20 protein-coding genes are annotated in these 23403 nt (G+C 30.3%); 12 read left to right on the plus strand and 8 right to left on the minus strand.

The genetic code is table 11. From position 1 onward, the window contains the following. Window positions 1-62: 62 nt before the first annotated feature. On the minus strand, window positions 63-710 hold the full coding sequence (locus tag V3V28_RS12790) for a hypothetical protein (RefSeq protein WP_331365402.1): 648 nt from the start codon (window positions 708-710) through the stop codon (window positions 63-65). Between the two features lie 517 nt (window positions 711-1227). On the opposite strand from V3V28_RS12790, the gene V3V28_RS12795 reads away from it, so the two are divergent. The 12 genes from V3V28_RS12795 (at window position 1228) to V3V28_RS12850 (ending at window position 16015) form a co-directional block, all read left to right on the plus strand. Next, window positions 1228-1491, plus strand: a complete 264-nt coding sequence (locus tag V3V28_RS12795) for a hypothetical protein (protein WP_331365403.1) — start codon at window positions 1228-1230, stop codon at window positions 1489-1491. 1 nt (window position 1492) lies between these two features. Then, entirely contained in the window at window positions 1493-2887 is a 1395-nt protein-coding gene (locus V3V28_RS12800; protein ID WP_331365404.1) for an amidase family protein, read from the plus strand. Further along, a complete protein-coding gene (gene gatB/aspS, locus V3V28_RS12805; protein WP_331365405.1) occupies window positions 2887-6225 on the plus strand; it encodes a bifunctional amidotransferase subunit GatB/aspartate--tRNA ligase AspS in 3339 nt (1112 codons plus the stop codon). The genes V3V28_RS12800 and gatB/aspS overlap by 1 nt, the downstream gene beginning before the upstream one ends. 275 nt (window positions 6226-6500) lie before the next feature. Continuing rightward, entirely contained in the window at window positions 6501-7892 is a 1392-nt protein-coding gene (locus tag V3V28_RS12810; protein WP_331365406.1) for an anthranilate synthase component I family protein, read from the plus strand. 85 nt (window positions 7893-7977) lie between these two features. Beyond that, the gene (locus tag V3V28_RS12815) at window positions 7978-8559 is read left to right on the plus strand and encodes an anthranilate synthase component II (RefSeq protein WP_331365407.1); all 582 of its coding nucleotides are present in this window, start codon (window positions 7978-7980) and stop codon (window positions 8557-8559) included. Between the two features lie 100 nt (window positions 8560-8659). Then, on the plus strand, window positions 8660-9649 hold the full coding sequence (trpD, locus tag V3V28_RS12820) for an anthranilate phosphoribosyltransferase (protein WP_331365408.1): 990 nt from the start codon (window positions 8660-8662) through the stop codon (window positions 9647-9649). 1 nt (window position 9650) lies between these two features. After that, on the plus strand, window positions 9651-9830 hold the full coding sequence (locus V3V28_RS12825; protein ID WP_331365409.1) for a hypothetical protein: 180 nt from the start codon (window positions 9651-9653) through the stop codon (window positions 9828-9830). 1 nt (window position 9831) lies between these two features. After that, a complete protein-coding gene (gene trpC, locus V3V28_RS12830; RefSeq protein ID WP_331365410.1) occupies window positions 9832-10620 on the plus strand; it encodes an indole-3-glycerol phosphate synthase TrpC in 789 nt (262 codons plus the stop codon). Window positions 10621-10718: 98 nt separating this feature from the next. After that, window positions 10719-11414 carry a phosphoribosylanthranilate isomerase gene (locus V3V28_RS12835; RefSeq protein ID WP_331365411.1) on the plus strand — a complete coding sequence of 232 codons (696 nt, stop codon included), beginning with the start codon at window positions 10719-10721 and terminating at the stop codon, window positions 11412-11414. Window positions 11415-11506: 92 nt separating this feature from the next. Then, entirely contained in the window at window positions 11507-12691 is a 1185-nt protein-coding gene (gene trpB, locus V3V28_RS12840; protein ID WP_331365412.1) for a tryptophan synthase subunit beta, read from the plus strand. Between the two features lie 3 nt (window positions 12692-12694). After that, entirely contained in the window at window positions 12695-13462 is a 768-nt protein-coding gene (trpA, locus tag V3V28_RS12845) for a tryptophan synthase subunit alpha (RefSeq protein WP_331365413.1), read from the plus strand. Window positions 13463-13528: 66 nt separating this feature from the next. After that, window positions 13529-16015, plus strand: a complete 2487-nt coding sequence (locus V3V28_RS12850) for a T9SS type A sorting domain-containing protein (RefSeq protein WP_331365414.1) — start codon at window positions 13529-13531, stop codon at window positions 16013-16015. A gap of 78 nt (window positions 16016-16093) precedes the next feature. On the opposite strand, the gene V3V28_RS12855 is transcribed toward V3V28_RS12850, so the two are convergent. Genes V3V28_RS12855 through V3V28_RS12885 form a run of 7 tightly spaced genes read right to left on the minus strand, consistent with a single transcriptional unit; the run spans window position 16094 to window position 23403 of the window. Continuing rightward, window positions 16094-16540: an FKBP-type peptidyl-prolyl cis-trans isomerase gene (locus tag V3V28_RS12855; protein ID WP_331365415.1), complete on the minus strand. Its 447-nt coding sequence runs from the start codon at window positions 16538-16540 to the stop codon at window positions 16094-16096. A gap of 42 nt (window positions 16541-16582) precedes the next feature. Further along, window positions 16583-18196, minus strand: a complete 1614-nt coding sequence (locus tag V3V28_RS12860) for an amidohydrolase (protein ID WP_331365416.1) — start codon at window positions 18194-18196, stop codon at window positions 16583-16585. Between the two features lie 12 nt (window positions 18197-18208). Beyond that, window positions 18209-18571, minus strand: coding sequence for a DoxX family protein (locus V3V28_RS12865; RefSeq protein ID WP_331365417.1), 363 nt, complete (start codon window positions 18569-18571; stop codon window positions 18209-18211). Window positions 18572-18575: 4 nt separating this feature from the next. After that, on the minus strand, window positions 18576-20009 hold the full coding sequence (locus tag V3V28_RS12870) for a M20/M25/M40 family metallo-hydrolase (RefSeq protein ID WP_331365418.1): 1434 nt from the start codon (window positions 20007-20009) through the stop codon (window positions 18576-18578). Window positions 20010-20059: 50 nt separating this feature from the next. Then, window positions 20060-20869 (minus strand): hypothetical protein, encoded by an 810-nt coding sequence (locus V3V28_RS12875; RefSeq protein ID WP_331365419.1) that lies wholly within the window; start codon window positions 20867-20869, stop codon window positions 20060-20062. Beyond that, the gene (locus V3V28_RS12880) at window positions 20859-21575 is read right to left on the minus strand and encodes a CDC27 family protein (RefSeq protein ID WP_331365420.1); all 717 of its coding nucleotides are present in this window, start codon (window positions 21573-21575) and stop codon (window positions 20859-20861) included. The genes V3V28_RS12875 and V3V28_RS12880 overlap by 11 nt, the downstream gene beginning before the upstream one ends. 58 nt (window positions 21576-21633) lie before the next feature. Then, window positions 21634-23403, minus strand: a complete 1770-nt coding sequence (locus tag V3V28_RS12885) for a hypothetical protein (protein ID WP_331365421.1) — start codon at window positions 23401-23403, stop codon at window positions 21634-21636.

Consider the following 23403-nt stretch of genomic DNA (forward strand, 5'->3'; position numbering starts at 1 on the left):
TTTAAAATAATTTTGACTTCGAATTTATTTATTTATTGGTATTTTAAATAAGATAAATATATTTAAAACCGATAGGATAACCCAGTACTTATGCTACTGTTTCCAAAATCGTTGCTAACGTTTTTAAAGATTGTATATGGAGTGAAATTGTACTCTATAAATATACCAATAGATCTTTTTATAAATGCTATTTTTCTAATTTCTAAACCAAAGTTGAAGTTTACGCTTTCGACTCCATACCATTGGTCATTTTCGTTTTTGGAGTTTATTTTTTTTTCGTCAGTTTGGATGAACCCAACGCCAATACCAAAATACTTATCAAGAAAATATTTTTCATTGAATATATTCTCGTGTTTAAGCCATACACCTAAAGTTCCATTAACTGTATTTTTTGATTTTGTAAAAAAGGATTTGTCTTTGTCAAAATACTCAAAAACTTCAGATTTTAAAGGGACGTTGATAATTGTGCCGCCTTCAATTCTTAAATTTTTAGCAATTGGCACGCCAATCTTAAAGCCTATACTTGGGTTTAAATTGAAGGTTTTTTTTAAATTACCAAGAGGTATCCAAACACCTACTTGAACTGAAAAAGTCATGCCATAATTCCAATAATCATATTTTGAAATTGTGTCAAGTTTAGCTTTATTATTTTGTCCAGTAATATTATAAAACATCAAAAAAGTTAAGACAATTAAAAAGACTCTTTTCATAATTAATAGGATTTAATTTTCATCAAAACTAACTGCAATTCAATTTTTAAGAGTCCAGAATTCTTTAAAAACAAGAAATTCTGGACTCATTTATAAAATTCTGGACATATTTTTATTACTTATTTTTAAAGTATAGGAATTTGCGTTAGGGATTGAAACGACATCCTTTTTACTTTTTGTAAAAAGATATAGTGTAAAGCCCGACCTTTAGGTAACGCCCAAAAGAATATGTATGTAAGATATTTTAATAAAATTCATGTGATTTTTATCGTATCAATAATTAAGTATCAATATTTTACTAATACTTCAATAGCTAGATAAAATTATAAAAAAGAGGTTTTTGTACCGTTTATTCTATATATATTTGTTGCAACACATAAAATAATGACAAATAATAATAATAATAATAACAATCGTAATTTCAATAATCCTAATATTTAGGACGGAAGGTTGTTGTTTAGAAATATATAAAACCTTCCAATTTGGAAGGTTTTTTTTTGAACTAAAAATTAAAGAAATGAGTAAAATAATGACAGTAGACATTTTGTCTAGTATTAAAGGAGCGAAACCATCGGAATCGGTGAATCAATTATTTGATGTAATTAAGAATGCAAATCAGAATAATGCTGTAAAAACTGTCAATAATAATGTGGTTTCTTTAAGTGATTTAAGGGAAGATGTGGTGATTGAGAGTTCATCAATAGAAAAAGAAATTATTAAAGAAAACTTTCCGAAAGAAAAAGATGGTTTTTTAGTGGTTGCTAAAGTGATAGAAGATTAATATGGAGTCGCAGATAAAAAAGATTCATCAGCAATTGGTGAACAAAGAAATTACGTGTACGGAATTAGTACAAGAAAAATTAGGGTTGTTAAAAGCAAACACGCACAATACTGTAAATTTTTTATTGGAGGAAACTGCTTTGAATTTGGCTAAAAAAGTAGATGCTAAAATAGAAAACGGACAGAAAATTGGTTTGTTAGAAGGAATTCCTTTCGGTATTAAAGATGTATATATGTTACAAGGAACGTATACAACTGCTAGTTCAGACTTGTTAAAGAAATACAAAGCTGCATATACCGCAACTTCTATTCAGAAATTATTAGATGCTGGTGCAATACCTTTGGTAAAAGAAAATTGCGATTCTTTTGGACACGGTTCTTCTTCTGAAAACACCATTTTTGGTGCAGTTAAAAATGCGATTAATCCAAATTTAGTTGGTGGAGGTTCTAGTGGAGGTTCAGCAGTAAATGTTGCAAAAGATTTTACTACTTTTTCAATTGGTGGAGATACAGGAGGTTCTATTCGTCAACCAGCAGGTTATAATAAAGTATATGGCTTAAAACCAACGTATGGTAGAATTTCTCGTTACGGATTAATGGCATATGCATCTTCTACAGATTGTGTGGGACCAATTGCTAAATCTATTGAAGACATAAGAATTGTCTTAAATATAATGAGTGGTAAGGACGTAAGAGATCAAACAAGTTATGTTTCTGAAAATGTATCTGAAAATTTAAATTCATCAGATATAAAAAGTGTTGGTTATTACAAAAACTTTATTGAAAGCGCAGCAATTAACAAAGAAATAAAAGATGATTTTTTAGCAACTTTAGAAAAAATAAAAGCAAAAGGAATTGAAGTAAAAGCGTTAGATTTCTTTAATTCGGATGTATTAGTTTCTACCTATTATACTTTAGCAATGGCAGAAACAGCTTCTAATTTATCTCGTTTAGACGGTACAAATTACGGAGATAGAATAGAAGGAAAGAACTTAAAAGATACGTATTCAATTACACGATCAGAAAAATTTTCTAAAGAAACAAAAAGAAGAATAGTTGGTGGAAATCAAGTTTTATCTCAAGGTTTTTCTGATGAAATTTACTTAAAAGCGCAAAATTTAAGAAATCAAATTTCTGAAAGATTTAGTGAAGATTTCAAAGAAGTTGATATTGTTTTATCTCCTGTTACACCTCAAAATCCGCCAAAAATTGGTAAAAGCTTAAATGATCCTTTGGCAATGTATTTGTCAGATGCTTATACAGTTGGTTTTAGTTTAGGTGAATTACCTACGTTAACGATTCCTAAAGGAACTGAAACAGGATTACAAATTACAGCAGACAAGAAAAAAGATGCAGAAGTTTTACAATTTGGGATCTTCTTAAACGATATTTTATAATGGAATTAGCGCAATTAAATGAAGCTTTAAAAGCACACGATTTAGAATTGATTATCGGTCTAGAAACGCATGTTCGTTTAAATACCAAATCGAAATTATTTTGTTCATGTCCTAATGAAGAAGTAGAAACTCCGAACACAAATATTTGCTCGGTTTGTACAGGGCAAATGGGCGTTTTACCAGCGATAAATAAGAAAGCGATTTCAAAAGCTATTTATTTTGGAAAAGCTGTAAAATCTTCTTTTTCTAATGAGGTTATTTCTTGGGATCGTAAACATTACGAATATCCAGATAATCCAAAGAATATTCAAATTACACAGTTTCATAACCCTGTAATTCCAGACGGACAAGTTTCTTGTTATAGAAATGATGGTTCTCAATTTACAGTGAGTTTAACGCAAACGCATATTGAAGAAGATGCTGCAAAATTAATGCACGAGAAGGAAATTTCTTTGGTAGATTTTAATAAAGCAGGTGTTCCATTAATTGAAATTGTTACCGATCCTTGTATTCGTAATATTGATGATGCATCTACATATGCACAATATATTCAGAGAATTGTTCAGAATTTAGGCATTTCTGAAGCGAATCTAGAAAAAGGAGAGTTTAAGTCTGATGTTTCTGTTTCACTTCGAAAAAAACATACCTATAATTTAAACCCAAGAACAGAAATCAAAAACTTAAATTCTTTTAAGTTTATGGTAGAAGCTTTAAAGGAAGAAATTGAAAAGCAATTAAATTATTATACAGAACATAAAGAATTTAGACCAGAACAAACTACGGTTTTATGGGATGCAGATTTAAAGCAAACCAAAACAATGCGTACAAAAGAATTTGAAGCAGATTATCGTTTTATTTCTGAACCAGATTTACCTTTTGTTTCAATAAAAGATGTTGTTAAAGCTACAAAGATTGATGCAAGTGCTTTGCCTTATGCAGTAGAAACTGTATTAATTAAAGGTGGTGTTTTACCACAAGATGCAAAGTTCTTTACTGCAGATGCAATTCGTTCTAAAACATTTATGATCATTAATGATGCTATTCAAGATCCGTCTTTTGTTGCAAAAACGTTAGTAAATAATATTGGTGCAGATGAATATGAAAACATACATAGTGTAGAACATTTAATAGATATTTTTCAGTTATTTAAGGCTGATAAAATCACGTCTGTTTTAGTTCAAAACGGAATTACAGCATACTTAAAAGACAGAAACTTCGATTACAAAAAGTATTTTGATGACAATACAATTTCCGAAGAAAAAATACAAGATGCAATCGCAAAAGTAGTTTCAGAAAATGAAGCTATTGCAACTGATATTAAAAACGGAAATCAAGGTAAAGCAGGTATTCTTGTAGGAAAAGTAATTGCAATTATTGGTAAAGGTGCTTCAGGAAAAGTAATTCGTGAAGGCATCATAGATGCATTAAGTGTTAAAAATGAAGTTGAAACTGTTGGCATTAAAACAGAAGGTAATACTGAAAATAGCAAAAATCAATCAGAAACCAATAACCAAGAAGAAGAATTACCACAAGTTCCAATCATTATAAAAGAAGAATATAGAACTCATAAAATTTCAGAAATTTCAGAAACATCAATTACAGAAAAAGTAACATTATCTGGTTGGGTTTCGAGTGTTAGAGATCATGGTGAATTAATGTTTATCGATTTAAGAGATTCTAGCAATCAAATTTTTCAAATTCGTTTAAGTAGAGAATCATTTCCTAATTTAGATGAATTGGTAAAGTTAAAACCAGAATCTGTAATTTCTGTTACAGGTATTGTTTTACAAAGAAATGAAGATGATTACAATGCAGGTTTAAGAACGGGTAAATTAGAATTAGAAACGTCTGATTTAGAAATATTAAACCTTTCTAAAACATTGCCATTTGAAATTAAAAGAGCTTTTAAAAGTAATGAGAAAGTCCGTTTTGAATACAAGTTTTTAGATCATAGAAATGATGCCGTTCGAAAAGCAATTGTAAATCGTCATAAAGTAATCAAGCTTATGCGTGATATTTTAGACGAAGAAGAATTTTTAGAAATTGAAACTCCTATTTTAACTGCGGGTACAGATGAAGGCGCAAGAGAGTTTATTGTGCCAACAAGAAAACAAGCTGGTTCTTTTTATACATTACCACAAGCACCACAACAGTTTAAACAAATGTTAATGGTTGGTGGTTTTGAGAAATATTTTCAGATTGCGCGTTGCTTTAGAGATGAAGATTCTCGTGGAGACAGACAACCAGAATTTACACAATTAGATATTGAAATGGCATATGTAAGTATGCAGCAGATTATAGATTTAAACACAAAAATGTTTAATGAAATAGTACATAAAATCTATGGTAAAAAATGGATTTTACATCCTTTTGAAGTAATTACCTATAAAAACGCAATGGATAAATATGGTTGCGATAGACCAGATTTACGTTATGGTTTACAGATGCAAGACATTACAGATATTGTAAAAGATACAACTTTTCAAGTTTTTAGTAAACCAATTGAAGAAGGCGGAATTGTAAAGTGTATTAAAGTTTCTGCGAAAGAACAAGGAAACAAAAGAATGTCTAAAGGACAAATTGAAAACTTAACTGCCATTGCACAACAAAACGGCTTGGGTGGTTTGGCTTATATTATTGTAAATGAAAACGATTTGCAATCGCCAATTATTAAGTTTTTAGGTGAAGAAATTGCAGCTAATATTATAAAAGTAACAGAAGCACAAATTGGTGATATTGTCTTTTTCTCTGCAGCTGATTATGCAACTGCTAATAAAGCGTTAGATGCTGTTCGCCAAGAAATGGGACGTATTTTAAAGTTGATAAATCCGAAGGAATTAAGACCAGCTTGGGTTGTAGATTTCCCTATGTTTGAAAAAACGGATGAAGGAAGATGGACCTTTACACACAATCCTTTTTCTATGCCAGCAATTTATGATTTAGAAAAACATATGAATGGTGAAGGAGAAGAAATTGGAACTATCATTGCCCAACAATACGATTTAATCTTAAATGGTTATGAAATTGGTGGAGGTTCAGTGCGTGCACACAAAGCAGAGATTTTAGAAGCAACCTATAAAAATATGGGTTATGACAAAGAAGGAATGATGAAAAGTGTAGGTACAATGTATAAAGCGTTTCAATATGGTGCACCACCTCATGGAGGAATTGCTTGGGGAGTTGACCGTTTAATGATGATTTTAGAAAAGAAAGCTTCAATTAGAGAAGTTATGGCTTTCCCAAAAACTGGTTCGTCAGAAGATTTATTATTTAACGCACCTTCTATTTTGAGTGATAAGAAAGTGGAAGAGATGAATGTTAGGATTATTAGAAAATAAAATCATTTTAAAGGTTGCTCAATTTAAAAATCTACCTTACTTTTGTTTTAGAAATGAATAATAGACAAAACATATCTTGGTGGTGGAGCTCTCTTAATAAATAAGTGAGAACTAAACCTATATGTAATAAATAAAAAAAAAGGCTTATCTCACGATAAGCCTTTTTGCTTTTTAATAAACGTCATTACGATGAGTTTACCAAAAAGTAATCTCTTTATCAACAAACAGATTGCAAAGCAAATTTTTTATTTGCTTTGCAATGACATAATAGAATAATGAAAAAATTACAGTTCAAAACAATTCATAAAACTAAAATAGCAGATACAGTTACACCTGTTGGTCTGTATTTACGTTTTAGAGATAAATTCGCTAACACATTGTTGTTAGAGAGTTCAGATTATCACAGTAAAGAAGAAAGTTTTTCTTTTATTGCAATTGAGCCAATTGTTACCATGAAAGTAGATGATTATCAATTTTCTGTTTCACATAAAGGAACACAAATTGATGAACAACCAATCGATAAGAACTTTTATGAGTTATATGATAATTTCAAGAACTCTATAACATTAGATTGTCCTGCAGAATTAAAATCATTTAATGGTTTATACGGTTATACAACTTTCGATGCTGTTCAGTATTTCGAAAATATTAAATTTACAAACAAGAAAGCACCTTCTGCAATTCCAGAAATGCAATACAGTTTTTATAGATTTATTATTGCTATCAATCATTTTAATGATGAAATGACGTTGATAGAAAATATTGAAGAAGGCACAGAGTCTCACATAAATGAAATTGAAACAATTATTGATGCACAAGCATTCAATACTCAAAAATTTGAAATTGTAGGAGAGGAAACTTCAAACATTACAGGAGAAGAATTTATTGATTACGTTAGAAAAGCAAAATCGCATTGTAAAAGAGGCGACGTTTTTCAACTGGTATTATCACGTCAATTTCAACAAAAATTTACAGGAGACGAATTCAATGTGTATAGAGCATTGCGCTCTATAAATCCATCACCATATTTATTTTATTTCGATTACGGTTCTTTCAAATTAATGGGTTCTTCACCAGAAGCACAAATTAAAATTTCAGGAGGAAAAGCGGCTATTAATCCAATTGCTGGTACTTTTAGAAGAACGGGTGATATGGCAGAAGATCTTAAATTAGGTAAAAAGTTATCCGAAGATAAAAAGGAAACTGCAGAACACGTAATGTTGGTAGATTTAGCGCGTAACGATTTAAGCAAACATGCCAATAATGTTACGGTTGAGGTTTTTAAAGAAGTACAATATTTTAGCCATGTTATTCATTTAGTTTCTACTGTTAGAGGACAAATTAAAGGAAACCCAATTGAAATTGTTGGAGATACTTTTCCTGCAGGAACTTTAAGTGGGGCGCCAAAATATAAGGCAATGGAATTGATAGACAAATACGAAAACCAAACACGTGGGTTTTACGGTGGCGCAGTCGGAATTATCGGTTTAGACGGTTCCGTGAATTTGGCGATTGCCATTCGTTCTTTTGTCAGTAAAAACAACGTTTTGTACTCGCAAGCCGGTGCAGGAATTGTTATACATTCCGACGAAGAAAAAGAATTACAAGAAGTAAATAATAAGTTAGCAGCGTTAAAGAAAGCGTTGATTTTAGCAGAGAATATTTAGGGCGTTTTAACAGGCTTTTCACTATATCTTTTTTCCGAAAAAGAAAAAAGGATGCCGTTTCAATCCTTAACGCAAATTGAGAAATATGAAAATATTAATTTTAGATAATTACGATTCGTTTACCTACAACTTGGTTCACATGGTAGAAAAAATTACAGGAAAGTTTCCTGCAGTTTTCAGAAACGATGAAATCAGTATTGAAGATGTAGGATACTACGATATGATTATGTTGTCTCCAGGACCAGGAATCCCTGATGAAGCAGGAATCTTAAAAGACGTAATTAAAACCTACGCAGGTGTAAAACCAATTTTCGGAGTTTGTTTAGGTTTACAAGCAATTACAGAAGTTTTTGGAGGAACAATTATCAATCTAGACGAAGTTTTTCACGGAGTTGCAACAGAAATGAGGGTTGTAAATAAGGAAGCAGAAATTTTTAAAGATGTTCCAGAAACCTTTTTAGCAGCACGTTATCATTCTTGGGCTGCAACTGATAAAGATTTTCCGTCTGAATTAGTAGTAACTGCAAGAGATGAAGATGGATTAATTCAAGCAATTGAGCATAAGCGTTTTAATATTTCTGCAGTTCAGTTTCATCCAGAATCTATTCTAACAGATGTTGGTGAGCAATTGGTGACTAATTTTATCAAAGCGAATAGCCCATCCTAACCTTCCTAAAGGGAAGGAATGAGTAAGTTTGCAAAAATAAAGAGAAGAGTAAGAAAACAAGAGTATTCTCCCCTTCGGTGAAATTAAAAGGGGCTTTTTTATGAAACAGGTATTAAACAAATTATATAATCACGAAAGATTGTCTAAATCTGAAGCAAAACAAATCTTAAAAGATATTGCTGCAGAGAAATACAATGATGCACATTTAGCGTCATTTATGACCGTTTTTATGATGCGTCCAATTACTGCAGATGAGCTTTCTGGTTTTAGAGATGCGTTAAAAGAACTTTCTATAAAAGTAGATTTATCAGATTATAATACTATTGATATTGTAGGAACTGGTGGCGATGGAAAAGATACATTCAATATATCAACCTTAACCTCATTTATCGTTGCAGGAACAGGACAAAAAGTAGCAAAACACGGTAATTATTCTGTGTCTTCTCAATCTGGTTCTTCAGATATGTTAGAAAGTTTCGGGTATCAATTTACAAATGATGAAGCTGTTTTAAAATCACATTTAGAAAAAGCAAATATTTGTTTTTTACACGCTCCAAAATTTCATCCAGCAATGAAAGCTGTTAGCCCAACAAGAAAAGCGTTGGCATTAAAAACGTTTTTTAATATGTTAGGTCCTTTAGTAAATCCAAGCTCGCCACAAAATCAATTATTAGGGACTTTTAATTTAGAAATTGCTCGTTTGTACAATTATATTTTACAAGAAGAAGGAAGTAATTACGGAATTGTACACGCGTTAGATGGTTATGATGAAATCTCTTTAACAAGCGGATTTAAATTTTTCACGAAAAAGGGAGAACAAATTATAAACCCAGAAGATTTAGGTCAGAAAAGAATTCAACAATCAGAAATTTTTGGAGGAAGTTCTGTTACAGATGCAGCTAAAATTTTCAAATCTATTTTAGAAGGAAAAGGAACAGAAGCACAAAACAATGTAGTGTTAACAAATGCTGCGTTTGCTTTAACAATTGTTGATGAAACAAAAAAATTTGAGAATGCTTTTTCGGAAGCAAAAGATTCGCTTTTTGGATTGAAAGCAAAACAAACATTAGAAAAATTAGTAAGTCTTTAAGATGGCAAAAAAGAAAAAGAATTTAATACTAATTATTCCGGCTTTCCTTTTAATGGGAACTGCAATAGGAATTCAAACTAAAGGTGTTATTAAGCAGACAATAATTGGTTTGACTGTTGGAATAATAGTTTACTTTTTTTTAAGATATAGAAATAAAAACATTAATAAAACAAAGTCGTAGAATGACAATATTAGATAAAATAATCGCATTTAAGAAGAAGGAAATTGCTAAAATAAAAGCAGAAGTTCCTGTTCAAAAATTAGTTCAAAGTCCGAGTTTTGGAAGAACTGTTTTTTCATTAAAAAAATCTTTACTAGAAGTTGGTTCTACTGGGATTATCGCAGAATATAAGCGTCAATCACCTTCTAAAGGAATTATCAACGACAAAGCAACTATTGCTGATGTTACTAATGGATATTTAGATGCCAATGTTGCAGCACAATCAATCTTAACAGATACTTCTTTTTTTGGAGGAACTATGGCAGATTTGATGGAAGCAAGAGTAATCAATCAACAAAAACCAATTTTAAGAAAAGATTTTATTGTTGATGGTTTTCAAATTGTTGAAGCAAAAGCAATTGGAGCAGATGCTATCTTGTTAATTGCTTCATGTTTAACTTCCGAAGAATTGAAAAACTACGGAAACTTGGCAGCAGATTTAGGAATGGAAGTTTTATATGAAATTCATACAGAACAAGAATTAGACAAGATTAACGATTTAGACAATAAAATTATCGGTATTAATAATAGAAATTTAAAGACTTTTGAAGTTGATTTAGAACATTCTATAAAGTTAGCAAGTCTAATTCCTGATACTTGTTTAAAAGTTTCAGAAAGTGGAATTTCCGATCCAAAAATTATTACAGGATTAAAAGAATTTGGATTTCAAGGTTTCTTAATTGGTGAGAATTTTATGAAAACGGACAATCCAGGAGAAGCTTGTTTGGACTTTATCAATCAAATACGTTAAGAAAAAGTATAACTGTGTAATTGTGTAAAAGGCAGTTTATAAAGATTGAGTAAAAAAGTTAAACGCATAAACAAATAAACGATTAAACCATTTTCAGTATGAAATTAAAGGTTTGTGGAATGAAATATGTAGAAAATATCCAACAAGTTGCAGAGTTGCAGCCAGATTATTTGGGCTTCATTTTCTACGAACAATCAAAAAGAAATTTTGAAGGGATTATTCCAGAATTTTCTAATTCGATAAAAAAAACAGGCATTTTTGTAAATGAATATATTGAGATAGTTATTTCTTTGGTTGAAGAATATAGGTTAGATGCTATTCAATTACATGGTGATGAATCTGTTGATTATGTTATCAAATTAAAAAAACAACTAGCAGAAAATAGAGCTTTGTTTATTGAAGAAAACAAGACGATAAAAAAGAAGAAAAATCAACATTACATTTCTAAAAGCGAAGTTGAAATCATTAAAGTTTTCGGAATTAAAGACGAATTTAATTTTGATGTTTTAAATCCATACTTAGATGTTGTAGATTTCTTTTTGTTTGATACAAAAGGAAAGGAAAGAGGCGGAAATGGAACAAAATTCGATTGGTCTGTTTTAGAAAAATATCCTTTTGATAAACCATTCTTTTTAAGTGGAGGAATAGGATTGTCAGCTATTGAAGAAGTTCAAAAAATAATAAAATCTAATTTGCCTATTTACGCATTAGACGTAAATAGTAAGTTTGAAAGTAAGCCAGGAGTTAAGAAAATAGACGAATTAGAAAAATTTAAGAAAGAATTTTTTGTGTAATTGTGTAACTGTTATTTGTTTAATCGTGTAAAACGATGCGCAAACTAACAATTACACGATTAAACAAATACACGATTACACAATATAAAAACATGAAATCAAAATTTTACCCAGATAAAAACGGATATTATGGACAGTTTGGAGGCGCATTCATTCCTGAATTGCTATATCCTAATGTGAAAGAATTAGAAGATAATTATATTCAAATTTTAGAATCTGATGAATTTCAGGAAGAATACAAATCTTTATTAAAAGATTATGTTGGTCGCCCAAGTCCTTTGTATTTGGCAAAACGTTTGTCTGAAAAATACGGAGCTTTTATTTATTTAAAACGAGAAGATTTAAATCATACAGGAGCACATAAAGTAAACAATACAATTGGTCAGATTTTAGTTGCAAAAAAATTAGGAAAGACTAAAATTATTGCAGAAACAGGCGCTGGACAACATGGAGTTGCAACAGCTACAGTTTGTGCTTTAATGGGTTTAGAGTGTACTGTTTTTATGGGAGAAAAAGACATTGAGCGTCAAGCGCCAAATGTTGCTCGTATGAAAATGTTGGGAGCAAAAGTTATTCCTGCTTTAAGTGGAAGTAAAACCTTAAAAGATGCTACAAATGAAGCGATACGTTATTGGATTCAACATCCAGAAACCTTTTATTTAATTGGTTCTGTTGTTGGTCCTCATCCATATCCTGATATGGTTGCACGTTTACAAGCGGTAATTTCAGAAGAAATTAAATGGCAATTAAAAGAAAAAACGGGTAAAGAAAATCCTGATACAATTATTGCTTGTGTTGGTGGAGGTAGTAATGCTGCTGGTGCTTTTTATCATTATTTAGATGATGATGATGTAGAGTTAATTGCAGTTGAAGCTTCTGGTTTAGGAGTGAATTCTGGAGAAAGTGCAGCAACTTCTCAATTAGGAGAAGTAGGAATTATTCATGGTTCTAAAACCATATTAATGCAAGATGAATATGGGCAAATTGTGGAGCCTTATTCTATCTCTGCTGGTTTAGATTATCCTGGAGTTGGGCCTTTACACGCTTATTTATTTGAATCTAAAAGAGCAAGATTCATGGATGCAACAGATAAGGAAGCATTAACAGCTGCTTATGAATTAACAAAAATTGAAGGAATTATTCCTGCTTTAGAAAGTGCTCATGCATTGGCTGTTTTACCTAAAATAGATTTCAAAAAAGATCAAGTGGTGGTAGTGAATTTATCAGGTAGAGGCGATAAAGATTTAAGTACATATATCAAACATTTAGAGGATTAACCTATGAATTCAATTCAAGAATTATTTCAGAAAAAAGATAAAAACTTATTATCGATATATTTTACTTGTGGTTATCCAAAATTGGATGATACAACTAAAGTAATTTCAGAATTAGAAAAAAGTGGTGTAGATTTTATTGAAGTTGGTTTGCCGTATTCAGATCCTTTGGCAGATGGACCAACCATACAAGATAGTAGTCAGAAAGCATTAGAAAACGGAATTAATTTAGATATTATCTTCGATCAATTGATGACGATAAAAAGTACCAATAAAACACCTTTAGTTTTAATGGGATATTTAAACCAAATGCTAAAATATGGTGAAGATAAATTTTGCCAGAAAGTAGTAGATTGTGGAATTGATACTGTTATTCTTCCAGATTTACCAATGGTAGAATTTGAAAACCATTACAAAGACTTATTTGAAAAATACGGACTTACAAATGTGTTTTTAATTACGCCTCATACTTCAGAAGAAAGAATTAGAAAGATAGATTCTTATTCTAAAGCATTTATTTATGTAGTGGCTTCAGCTTCTATTACTGGTGCAAAAGGAGATATTTCTAACAATCAAGTTGCTTATTTCGAAAGAATAAAAAACATAAATTTAGAAAGTAAATTAATTATAGGTTTTGGTATTTCTGACAAACAAACTTTTAATACCGCTTGTAAATATGCAAGTGGAACTATAATTGGTTCAGCTTTTATAAAGAGTTTAGGTTTAAATGGAGTTGACAAAATAGAAACCTTTATAAAACCAATAGTATGTTAAACTTTTAACAAACTCTACTTCAATAATTATTATTTCTTAATTTAGTACCCTAAAATTTTATTAAAAATGAAAAAAACATTACTCCTACTATCATTTTTTACATGTTTGTCTATGTATTCGCAAGAATATAAAAAAATGATGCAAGATGGTACTTACACTGTAAAACAAGTTCAAGAAGTTGCAGAAACATACTTTAACGGTAAAGATAAAGGTAGAGGTTCTGGGTATAAACAATTTATGCGTTGGGAATACTTTGCTTTAAAGCAACAAGACCAAAACGGTTTACTTAAAGACCCAAGCTATTTATATGAAGAATGGAATAAATATACTAAAATTCAGAATGTAAAAAACGAGAATTCAGCAAGGGGTTTTAATGATAACTGGTCTGAAGTTGGCCCAACTTATTGGAATGAAACAAGTGGTTGGAATTCTGGTGTAGGACGTATTTCTGGTTTTGCTGTAGAGAAAACAAATCAGAATCATATTATAGTTGGTTCTATTGGTGGTGGTATCTGGAAAACTACAAATGCGGGTACTAACTGGCAACCGTTAACAGACAACCATGGTAACATGTATACCTACTCTTTAGCTATAGACCCAAACAATATAGCAACATATTATTGGGGTTCTAGCCAAGGTAGAATTTATAAATCTACAAATGCAGGTGCTGTTTGGACTCCAATAGCGAGTGCGGGAAGTAGTAATGTTTTAAAAATAATAGTACACCCAACAGACTCTAATATAATTTTTGCTGTAGTAGAAAATAATGGTCTTTATAAATCTACAGATGCTGGAGTTAGCTGGTCTAACATTATTTCTGGAAGTTCTTATGATGTTGAATTTGACCCTAATGATAGTTCAATAATGTTTGCTTCAGGAAGCAGTGTGCACAGATCTATTGATAGCGGAGATTCATTTACAGAGATTACAGGTTTAGGAACTGGCGTTAAAATGATTGGTGTAACAAAAGCAGATTCTAATAAAGTATATGTTGTTGAAGCTGCTTCTAATCGTACTTTTGCTAACTTCTATTTTTCATTAGATAATGGCGTTAGCTTTTTTAAAGTTCCCGGACATACTGGTAAAAATTATTTTGGTTATGCATCTGATGCATCTGACACTAATGGTCAAGCACCTAGAGATATGGGAATTACAGTTTCTCAAACAAATGCAGACGAAGTACATATTGCTGGAATTAACACATGGAAATCTACAGATGGAGGTGTAAATTTTTCTATTACTTCTCAATGGCAACCTTCTGTATCAGCATCCGAAAACATTGGTTATTGCCATGCGGATGTAGATGATATTGAATTTATTGGAGATAATTTATATGCAATTACAGATGGTGGAATTTATATTTGCGAAAATTCTGCAACGGTAACAAAAGATTATTACAGAGATTTAACTACTGGTTTAGGAATTAAACAATTTTACTTTTTAGGTGTTTCACAAACTGACCCTGTAATAATTTCAGCAGGAGCGCAAGATAATGGTTCTTCTGTTTATAGAAGTGATGGAACTTGGGCTGATTGGCTTGGCGCTGATGGATTTGAATCTTTAGTAGATGTGAATGATTCAAATACACTATACGGTAGTACACAACAAGGTGGTATGTATAAATCAATTGACCAAGGAACCACTAGAACTTCTTTGCCAAGTATAGAACAAACTAATTTTGTAACAATATTTGAACAAGATAATACAGGAACCTTATATTTTGCAGGAAGAAAAATTCATAGATCTGAAGATGCAGGAAGTACATGGACAGCAGATGATTTTGATTTTGATAATAGTTTCGTTAATCAAATTAAGATAGCTCCTTCTGATAAAGATTATATATATGCTTCTACTGAAGGTGGAAAAATGTATCATTATAAAAAATTTGCTGTTGGAAGTTTTTGGACTGAAATAACTGGTTTTACAGGAACAATAAATAGTATTGCTGTTCACCCAACAAATCCTTTAAAAGTGGCTATTGCAGTTACAGGCTCTGCAGAAAAAGTATATATAACTTCAGATGCTGGAGATACTTGGTCTGGTTATAGTAACAATTTACCAAACTTTACAGCTTTTGCTTTAGTTTGGGATAACAACGGAAGAGACGGCTTGTATTTAGGAATGGATTATGGAGTATACTATATAGACAATCAGTTTACAGAATGGAACCTTTTCAATACTGGCTTACCTAATGTTAGGGTTACAGAACTAGAAATAAATTATGCAGATAATAATTTATATGTTTCAACTTATGGTAGAGGTATTTGGAAATCACCTAGATCTAATGGTGTTTTAAATATTGACAGTCATATTCTAGAATCTTTGAATGTTTATCCTAACCCTGCGAGCTCTAAATTAAATATCTCTTGGGATAAATCTAATAATGTAGCTATTAGGTTATTTAACACAAACGGACAATTATTATATTACAACAAAGAAACAAGCTTAACAAAGCCTTTAGAGATTAATACTTCTCAATTTTCTAGCGGAATTTATTATTTAAAAGTAAGTTCTGATAAAGGAAATTACACAAAAAAGGTAATTATAAAATAACCTATTTAAAAGGTTTTAAACAACAAAAAAGCGAAACTAATAAGTTTCGCTTTTTTGTTGTTTAATAAAATAAGAAGTTTAATTTATACTAATTAGTTTAATATCAAAAACTAAAACAGATCCACCAGGAATAGCTGCATTTCCATTACTTCCGTAACCTAAATTATAAGGAACTAGCAAAACCCCCTCTCCACCTTCTTTAAAAAGCTGAATCCCTTCTGTCCAACCCGGAATAACTTGCCTCAAACTAGTTGTATAACCACTTGAGTTTTGATCAAAAACTCTTCCATTTAAAAAATAACCTTTATACGCAACAGTAACATTAGAATTTGCTGTTGGGTTTTGCCCTGAACCTTCTTTTTCAATTACATAATACAAACCCGAACTTGTTTTTTTTGCTTCTAAATTATTATCTGCAATATATTTAATAATATCCGCTTCTGTTTGAGGCTCAAATAATGTTTCTTCTTTAGAACAAGAAACAAAAAGTAATGCTATAAAAAATATAGATAAATATGGTTTCATTTTTTTAATTTTTAATTTGATGACAAATATAATTTGAAATTATTAATAAACCTTTTCACCATTCACAAAAGTTGAAATTACTTTCGTATTAGGGATTTTAGTTCCATTAACTTCCATAATATTATGGTTTAATATTACAAAATCTGCAAACTTACCAACTTCAATAGAACCTTTTTCTTCTTCTTCAAAATTAGAAAAAGCTGCCCAAATAGTCATTCCTTTTAATGTTTCTTCTCTGGTTAAAGCATTTTCCATTTGAAATCCATTTTCAGGATAATTATGAATATCTTTTCTAATAGTAGCTGCATAAAATGTTAAAAACGGATTTACTTGTTCTACCGGAAAATCTGTTCCTAAAGCTATTTTTCCATATTGCATTAATAAATCTTTAAAAGCATATGCGCCTTGTACTCTTTCTGCTCCTACTCTATCTTTTGCCCAATACATATCTGAAGTTGCATGTGTTGGCTGGACAGAAGGTAAAATATTATCAAAATTTTTGAAATCTTCTTTTGATATTATTTGCGCATGTTCAATTCTCCAACGTCTATTTTTAGCGTTTTTAAGAACTTCTTTATATGTTTTAAGCATCCAAGTGTTTGCAGAATCCCCAATTGCATGTGTATTCATCTGAAATTCTGAAGCTGCAATTTGTTTTGCAATTTCTTTATACCTCTCTGGTGCATAAATTAAGGCTCCAAAATGATTTTCTCTATCTGAATAAGACTTTCTCATTGCTGCACCTCTAGAACCTAAAGCGCCATCTCCATATATCTTAAAAGAACGCACGTTTAATTTTTCCGTTTTTATAATTCCTTTATCAATATAATAATCTATTTGTTTTTGATTATCACCAGAAACCATTGCGTAAATACGCATTTTTAAGCTTCCTACTTGTTGCAAACTATCTATTAATTCAATTATATTTCTATCTAAACCAGCATCATCTACTGTTGTTAAGCCATAAGAAAAAGCTCTTTTTTGAGCATCTAATAAACCTTGAATTGTTTCTTTTTTTGTAGCGCTAGGTACATTTATAAAACCCATAGCAGCATCTATTAAAACACCTGTCATTTTTCCATCTTTTAGGATGATTTCTCCTCCAGAAACTTTTGTATCTTTAGTAATTCCTGATAGATCTATTGCCGCTTGATTTACCAATAATGCATGTCCGTCAACTCTTCTTACTGCAACAGGAATTGTAGGAAACAATTTATCTAATTTTTCTTTTGTTGGAAATTCTTTTACTTCCCAATCATTTTGATCCCAACCTCTACCTGTAATAAATCTAGTGTTTTTTTCTTTTTGAAAAGCTACAAGTTTCTGCAAAACTTCATCGTAACTTTTTGTTCCTTCTAACGAGACTTTTTGTTGCTGCATTCCCATTCCAAAAAAATGACAATGGGCATCAATTAAACCAGGAACAATTGTTTGGTTTTTTGCATCAATAACTTTTGTTGATTGATATTCTTTCTGAATTTTATCATTGGTACCAACTGCAATAAATTTTCCGTCTTTAATGGCAAAAGCTTGCGCTTTATCAAAATTAGAATTTACAGTATATGCATTAGCATTTATAACAATTAAATTAACTTGTTCTTTCTTACAAGAAAATATTAAAATTGAGAAAACTAAAATTGAGAAGATATTTTTCACTTAGAAATAGATTTAAGAATTCATATAAATTAAATATACTAAATACATCAATAGAAACTGTAATGGTATTCTAACAATGGCAACTTTTTTAGAACCAATTGCAGGTCTAATTTTGGTAAAATCCCAAATATGAATGGGAAGAAATAGAATTAACAAGATAAAAATCCCTCCTGCTGCATTTTTAGATGTTGAAGAAAAAAACAAACCCAATCCTAAACCAACCTCAACAATTCCTGCAAGGTAATTCACCAATAATTTAGGTAAAAATTCAGGAATAAAATGTTTAAAAAACTTTGGTTTTACAATGTGCATAATTCCTGCAAAGCAGAAAAAGATACCTAAAATGATTTTAAGAATGAGGATGAAGATTTCCATAAAATTATGGTTTTACAGGTGTATTATTATATAAGTATTTATCCATTAAATACACAATACTTGCCATAGATGCGCTTCCTAATTCTAGTTCTCGTTTGTTCACTTTATCAAACGTATCTGTGCTTGTATGATGATAATCAAAATATCTTTGAGAATCTGGTCTGTAACCCACTAAAGTTACATGATCGTCTTTTAACGGACCAATATCTGCACCACTTCCACCTTTGTCAATATCGTGTAAACCATAAGGAGACAGTAATTTTTTCCAACTTTTTAGAAGTTTTGTATTTGATAAATTTGCATCAATTGAAAAACCTCTTGGAGTATGACCTCCAGCATCTGATTCTAAACCACCAATATGGTTTTCTTTATTCAGTTTTGCCAATTCAGCATATTTTTTAGCACCTCTTGTACCGTTTTCTTCATTCATAAAAAACACAATTCTTAAGGTGTTTTTTGGCTTAATATTATTCTTTTTGAATAAGTAAGCAACTTCTAAAGATTGTACAATTCCGGTTCCGTCATCATGAGCGCCTTCACCTAAATCCCAAGAGTCTAAATGCCCTCCAACAACCATAACATTTTCTGGCGTTTCAGAGCCTCTAATTTCTCCAACAACATTAAAAGATGGTGCATTGGGTAAAGTTTTACAGCTTTGTTTAAAGTAGAATTTTAAATTAGGCGTCTTCTTTAAATCTGCACTTAAAATCTCTGCTGCTCTAGAACTAATTGCAGCTGTAGGTGTGTATTGATCTTTAGGAATATCACCATAACTCATGGTTCCTGTGTGCGGATAATCATCGATAGCATTTGTCATAGAACGTACAATTACTGCTTTTGCACCAAATTGACCACAAATTCTTGCGCCAGAATAACGCTGACCAACACAACCTCCATAAGCTTTAAATGTATTTATTAAGGTATTATCAAAAGCCCCATTGAAAAACACAATTTTACCTCGTAATTGTTCTCCCATTTCTTCAGCTTCTTTCAGGCTTTTTACTTCTATAACTTCCGCTAAAATTCCTGACTTTGGAGTTGCAATAGAAAATCCTAAAGCACAAATTGGCACATCTTTTTGCGTTCCGTTTGTTGTATAAGTTGCAACTTCTTTTTCACCACGAACCCAATGTGGAACCATTACTGGCTGTAACCAAACTGAATCTAAACCAACTTCTTTCATTAGTCTTTCTCCCCAAACAACAGCTTTTGCTGCTTCTGGTGAACCAGATAATCTACTACCTATATTTTGAGTTAAATCTCTTAACCATTCGTAAGATTCTCCTTCGGTTAATGCACTATTAAAAAGTGTTTTAATGTTTGTAGAGTCAATTTTCTCTTCTGAAGATAAAGAAATAGTATCTATTACTTTATCTGTTTGTTGATTACAAGAAGAAATGAATAGTGATATTAAAAATAAGAAAGTAATTTTTTTCATTTTGTAGATAGTTATTTGAGTTGCTAAAGCTACAAAAATGAAATGAGAAATTATTTTATTTGAAAATGAATATGATCATCATGTCTAACTGCTCTACAACCGTGAAATCTTATTTTATTATGATTAAGGTTTAACCTGTTTTTTAAGTGAGGCTCAATAAATAATTTACTTACGTTATTGTTATTTATAATCTTCTGAATGAGTATTTTTGTTGCTTTTCCTGACAGTTTTAAGTCTTTATTTAAATTACCAAATGTAAAATACTTTGTAAAATCGTATTGCCAATAACCTTTTTCTTTGCAGTTCTTGGGTAGATTAATTTCTCCTTTTTTTGGATTCGAAAAAACACCATAACCGCTATTAGCAGGTTTTAAATTTGTTACTTTACCCTTTTCATCTTCATAAATAAAAGAAATGTCTATTTTTTTTCCATCATTATGACTTAAATGCGGAAGTAATGGAAATCCATCAAAAAAAGGAAAACTAGCATCTAAATAAATAATTTTTATTTCTGGAAATTCTTTATTTACCCTCAAAGAAACATCCGTTAAAACACTATGTAGTTTGGGTCTTACATAATTTCTATTACACAATTTGGTGATAAAACTATGCCCTTTAACTCTATGATTATCTTTAATTTTGATTCTTCCAAAAAAAGGAGCCGTATTGGGAACTATTAAAAAAGTAGTAAAAAAATATAGTATTGTAAAAAAAACAAACCTCTTAATCTTGTGACTCGTTTTTTTCTTACTGATTACAAATAATGAAATTAGGTAAACAATCCCTCCAGTTTGTGTAACAATTGTTAAAATTAAAATAATAAAAAGATGAAAAAAAAATGTAAACAAGTTAGATTTCATTCATAATTTTTTCTGCTTCAGAAACTATATATCTGTGTTTTCTGGCATTCTGTTTTATCATCGATTTTATTTCTAAAAGAATTTCTTCTAAAACTTCTTTAGCATCTAAACTTTTATCTCTTCTAATTAAAAACTTTGCAAACTCAATTCTTTCATCATAATTAGAATACCTTGTATCTATCTTTTTTAATTGAATTTCGGCAGCTTCTATATTACCTTTTTCTTCTAAAGCTAATCCATAATAATAAATAGATTCTTTAAAATCTTTATCTAAATTAATTTTGTTAGTAATCTCAATAACCTTATCAAAATCACTAGTTTCAAAATAACATTTAATCAACTTATTTAAAGTAAAAGGATCATTTTTAAAGTTACTCTTTAGAGATTTTTCATAATGAAACATTGCATTAGGATAATCTCTAATTTCTAAAAAAGCGTCACCCAAATTAACTCTATTTTCAAAAGTATTAGAAAATTTTAACTTTTGTTCTAAATCCTTAATTTTTTTGGTTGGGTTTATAATTGTTACAATTTCATCAGTGATGTTTGCAACTTCTCTTTTATTGATAACATGTGTTAAAAGATAAACAACACAGCCAATTAAAGGAATAAAAAAAATGATAAAGTACCAATAATAATTACTACTATTTTTGTAAGCATGATAGACACAGAAAATTTGAAGTCCAATAATTAAATAATAATACATAAAGTAAATATAGTAAATATAGTAAAAAGGTGATTTACAAGTTACTATTTTTCACAATTTAAAAATCGAATTTATAAGTAATTCCTCCTAATACTTGAAAACCTTGCGTGTCAAAATTCACAAAACGCTGATATTCTGTATTTAAAATATTATTCATTTTTAAGAAAGCAGAAAATTTATCATTAAAATGGTATCCTCCATTTAAATTAACATCAATAAAAGAATCAATGGTTTGTATTCCACTAAAGCTTGAAGGAAATTCTCCATTATATAATCCGTCTTGTCTTTCACTTACATAAAAAGCATTTGCAGTAGCATACCATTTATCTTTTTTATACTCGGCTTTAAATGACGCTTGTAGTGTTGGTAAATTCCATGCTGTTAAAGCATTGTCTACTGTATAATTATCAAATTGAACTTGTGTACTAAAAGTAATTCTCCTTGAAAAATCATACTGTAATTCAGCAAACAAAGATGTTGTTTTAACATCGTCATAAAAGACACTAAATGAGTTTCCAAATTCGTATCCTTTTAAAAGTGAATTATTTACAATTGCTGTTAAACCGTCTGATTTAGAAGCGTTTCTTAAAAGCAAAGGTTTATCTTCTTCATTTTTAGCACTCGCTTTTAAATTAAAGCTTATATCATTTGTGATTTTTCCATTAAGGCCTATAAACCAACTGGTTTCTTCTGCAGTTTGAGTTATGAATAATGTAGGAGAAACAAACGGATTTTCTTCTGTAAAATCTTTATAAGTATTGGTATGTAGATTTCCTGTTAAACCACCATAAATATTAAGATAACCAAGTATAATTGGTCTTTGAAGTAGTAAATCTGGAAACAAAAAGATATTATTAGCTGCATTCTCTGAATCTAAAGAAACATAGGTTTTAAAACCAGCTTTAAATGCAAAACCTATATAAGATACTTTATATTCTGGATTAATTTTTGCTGTAATAGTACCATATTTAAGAGGGTTTTCATCTTTATAACTATTCTTAAACTCACCTTTTAAATATTCTACACTAGAAATTATAGAAATATCATTTAAGTTTGGTCCTAAAAAATCTAACGGAAAATCTAATTTTGCATCAAATTTTGCTAAAACCTCTGTGCTTTTATAATCGTCTGTAAAATATGATACAGAAAGTTTACCAAAATCTATGTAAGAATCTTTAAACTTGAATTCTCCAATAGCATTAAAATAATTAAACGTTTGTTTTTCATTTATTGAATTTACAGTAGTTTCTGCAAATACTTTGTCTGGCAATCCATACCAATTGTATTGATTCTTTTCAGAATTTAAACTTACTTTCCAATCGAAATAACGGTCTTCTTGTTTGTAAAAAACACCTACATTTAGATTAGAAAAATTACTATTTAAAACAGACTGTCTAACCTTATCTTCAGATCCTAAATATTTAGCAGACAAACCAAATTCGCTTTCGAAACGTGTACTATGGTGTAAAAATGCCTCAACAAAAGTAGTTCCATAATTCCCATAACCCGCTGCTAAATAATTTTTATAAATACGCTCTTTTACACCAACATCAATTCCTTTAACAACACCACTTTTGGGAACAAAAGTTGAAGCTACTGGTGCAGAAAAAATAGTATATTTTAATTTCTTTTTTTCACTTTTCTCAACTAACTTAACTCTAGGATTCTTTTTAATTTTGTTTGCATCTGCAATTTTTGGATTGTATTTAGTTACAACCTCTACAACCTCTGTTTTAACTGTATCTTTAACTTTCTCTACAGGTGTTTCTTGTGCCTTAATAGAAATAATGCCCAATAAAATTAGTAGTATAGTGAAGCCTTTTTTCAT

It is taken from the genome of Polaribacter sp. (genome assembly GCF_036480315.1).
GTDB lineage: Bacteria > Bacteroidota > Bacteroidia > Flavobacteriales > Flavobacteriaceae > Polaribacter.

Excerpts from the sequence above, each read along its gene's own strand:
- V3V28_RS12800 (WP_331365404.1), top strand. The coding sequence starts at position 1,493 with ATGGAGTCGCAGATAAAAAAGATTCATCAGCAATTGGTGAACAAAGAA.
- V3V28_RS12880 (WP_331365420.1), bottom strand. The coding sequence starts at position 21,575 with ATGTATTATTATTTAATTATTGGACTTCAAATTTTCTGTGTCTATCAT.
- trpA (WP_331365413.1), top strand. The coding sequence starts at position 12,695 with ATGAATTCAATTCAAGAATTATTTCAGAAAAAAGATAAAAACTTATTA.
- V3V28_RS12795 (WP_331365403.1), top strand. The coding sequence starts at position 1,228 with ATGAGTAAAATAATGACAGTAGACATTTTGTCTAGTATTAAAGGAGCG.
- V3V28_RS12810 (WP_331365406.1), top strand. The coding sequence starts at position 6,501 with ATGAAAAAATTACAGTTCAAAACAATTCATAAAACTAAAATAGCAGAT.
- V3V28_RS12855 (WP_331365415.1), bottom strand. The coding sequence starts at position 16,540 with ATGAAACCATATTTATCTATATTTTTTATAGCATTACTTTTTGTTTCT.
- V3V28_RS12875 (WP_331365419.1), bottom strand. The coding sequence starts at position 20,869 with ATGAAATCTAACTTGTTTACATTTTTTTTTCATCTTTTTATTATTTTA.
- trpB (WP_331365412.1), top strand. The coding sequence starts at position 11,507 with ATGAAATCAAAATTTTACCCAGATAAAAACGGATATTATGGACAGTTT.
- V3V28_RS12865 (WP_331365417.1), bottom strand. The coding sequence starts at position 18,571 with ATGGAAATCTTCATCCTCATTCTTAAAATCATTTTAGGTATCTTTTTC.
- V3V28_RS12825 (WP_331365409.1), top strand. The coding sequence starts at position 9,651 with ATGGCAAAAAAGAAAAAGAATTTAATACTAATTATTCCGGCTTTCCTT.
- V3V28_RS12790 (WP_331365402.1), bottom strand. The coding sequence starts at position 710 with ATGAAAAGAGTCTTTTTAATTGTCTTAACTTTTTTGATGTTTTATAAT.
- V3V28_RS12835 (WP_331365411.1), top strand. The coding sequence starts at position 10,719 with ATGAAATTAAAGGTTTGTGGAATGAAATATGTAGAAAATATCCAACAA.
- V3V28_RS12870 (WP_331365418.1), bottom strand. The coding sequence starts at position 20,009 with ATGAAAAAAATTACTTTCTTATTTTTAATATCACTATTCATTTCTTCT.
- V3V28_RS12850 (WP_331365414.1), top strand. The coding sequence starts at position 13,529 with ATGAAAAAAACATTACTCCTACTATCATTTTTTACATGTTTGTCTATG.
- gatB/aspS (WP_331365405.1), top strand. The coding sequence starts at position 2,887 with ATGGAATTAGCGCAATTAAATGAAGCTTTAAAAGCACACGATTTAGAA.
- trpC (WP_331365410.1), top strand. The coding sequence starts at position 9,832 with ATGACAATATTAGATAAAATAATCGCATTTAAGAAGAAGGAAATTGCT.
- V3V28_RS12885 (WP_331365421.1), bottom strand. The coding sequence starts at position 23,403 with ATGAAAAAAGGCTTCACTATACTACTAATTTTATTGGGCATTATTTCT.
- V3V28_RS12815 (WP_331365407.1), top strand. The coding sequence starts at position 7,978 with ATGAAAATATTAATTTTAGATAATTACGATTCGTTTACCTACAACTTG.
- trpD (WP_331365408.1), top strand. The coding sequence starts at position 8,660 with ATGAAACAGGTATTAAACAAATTATATAATCACGAAAGATTGTCTAAA.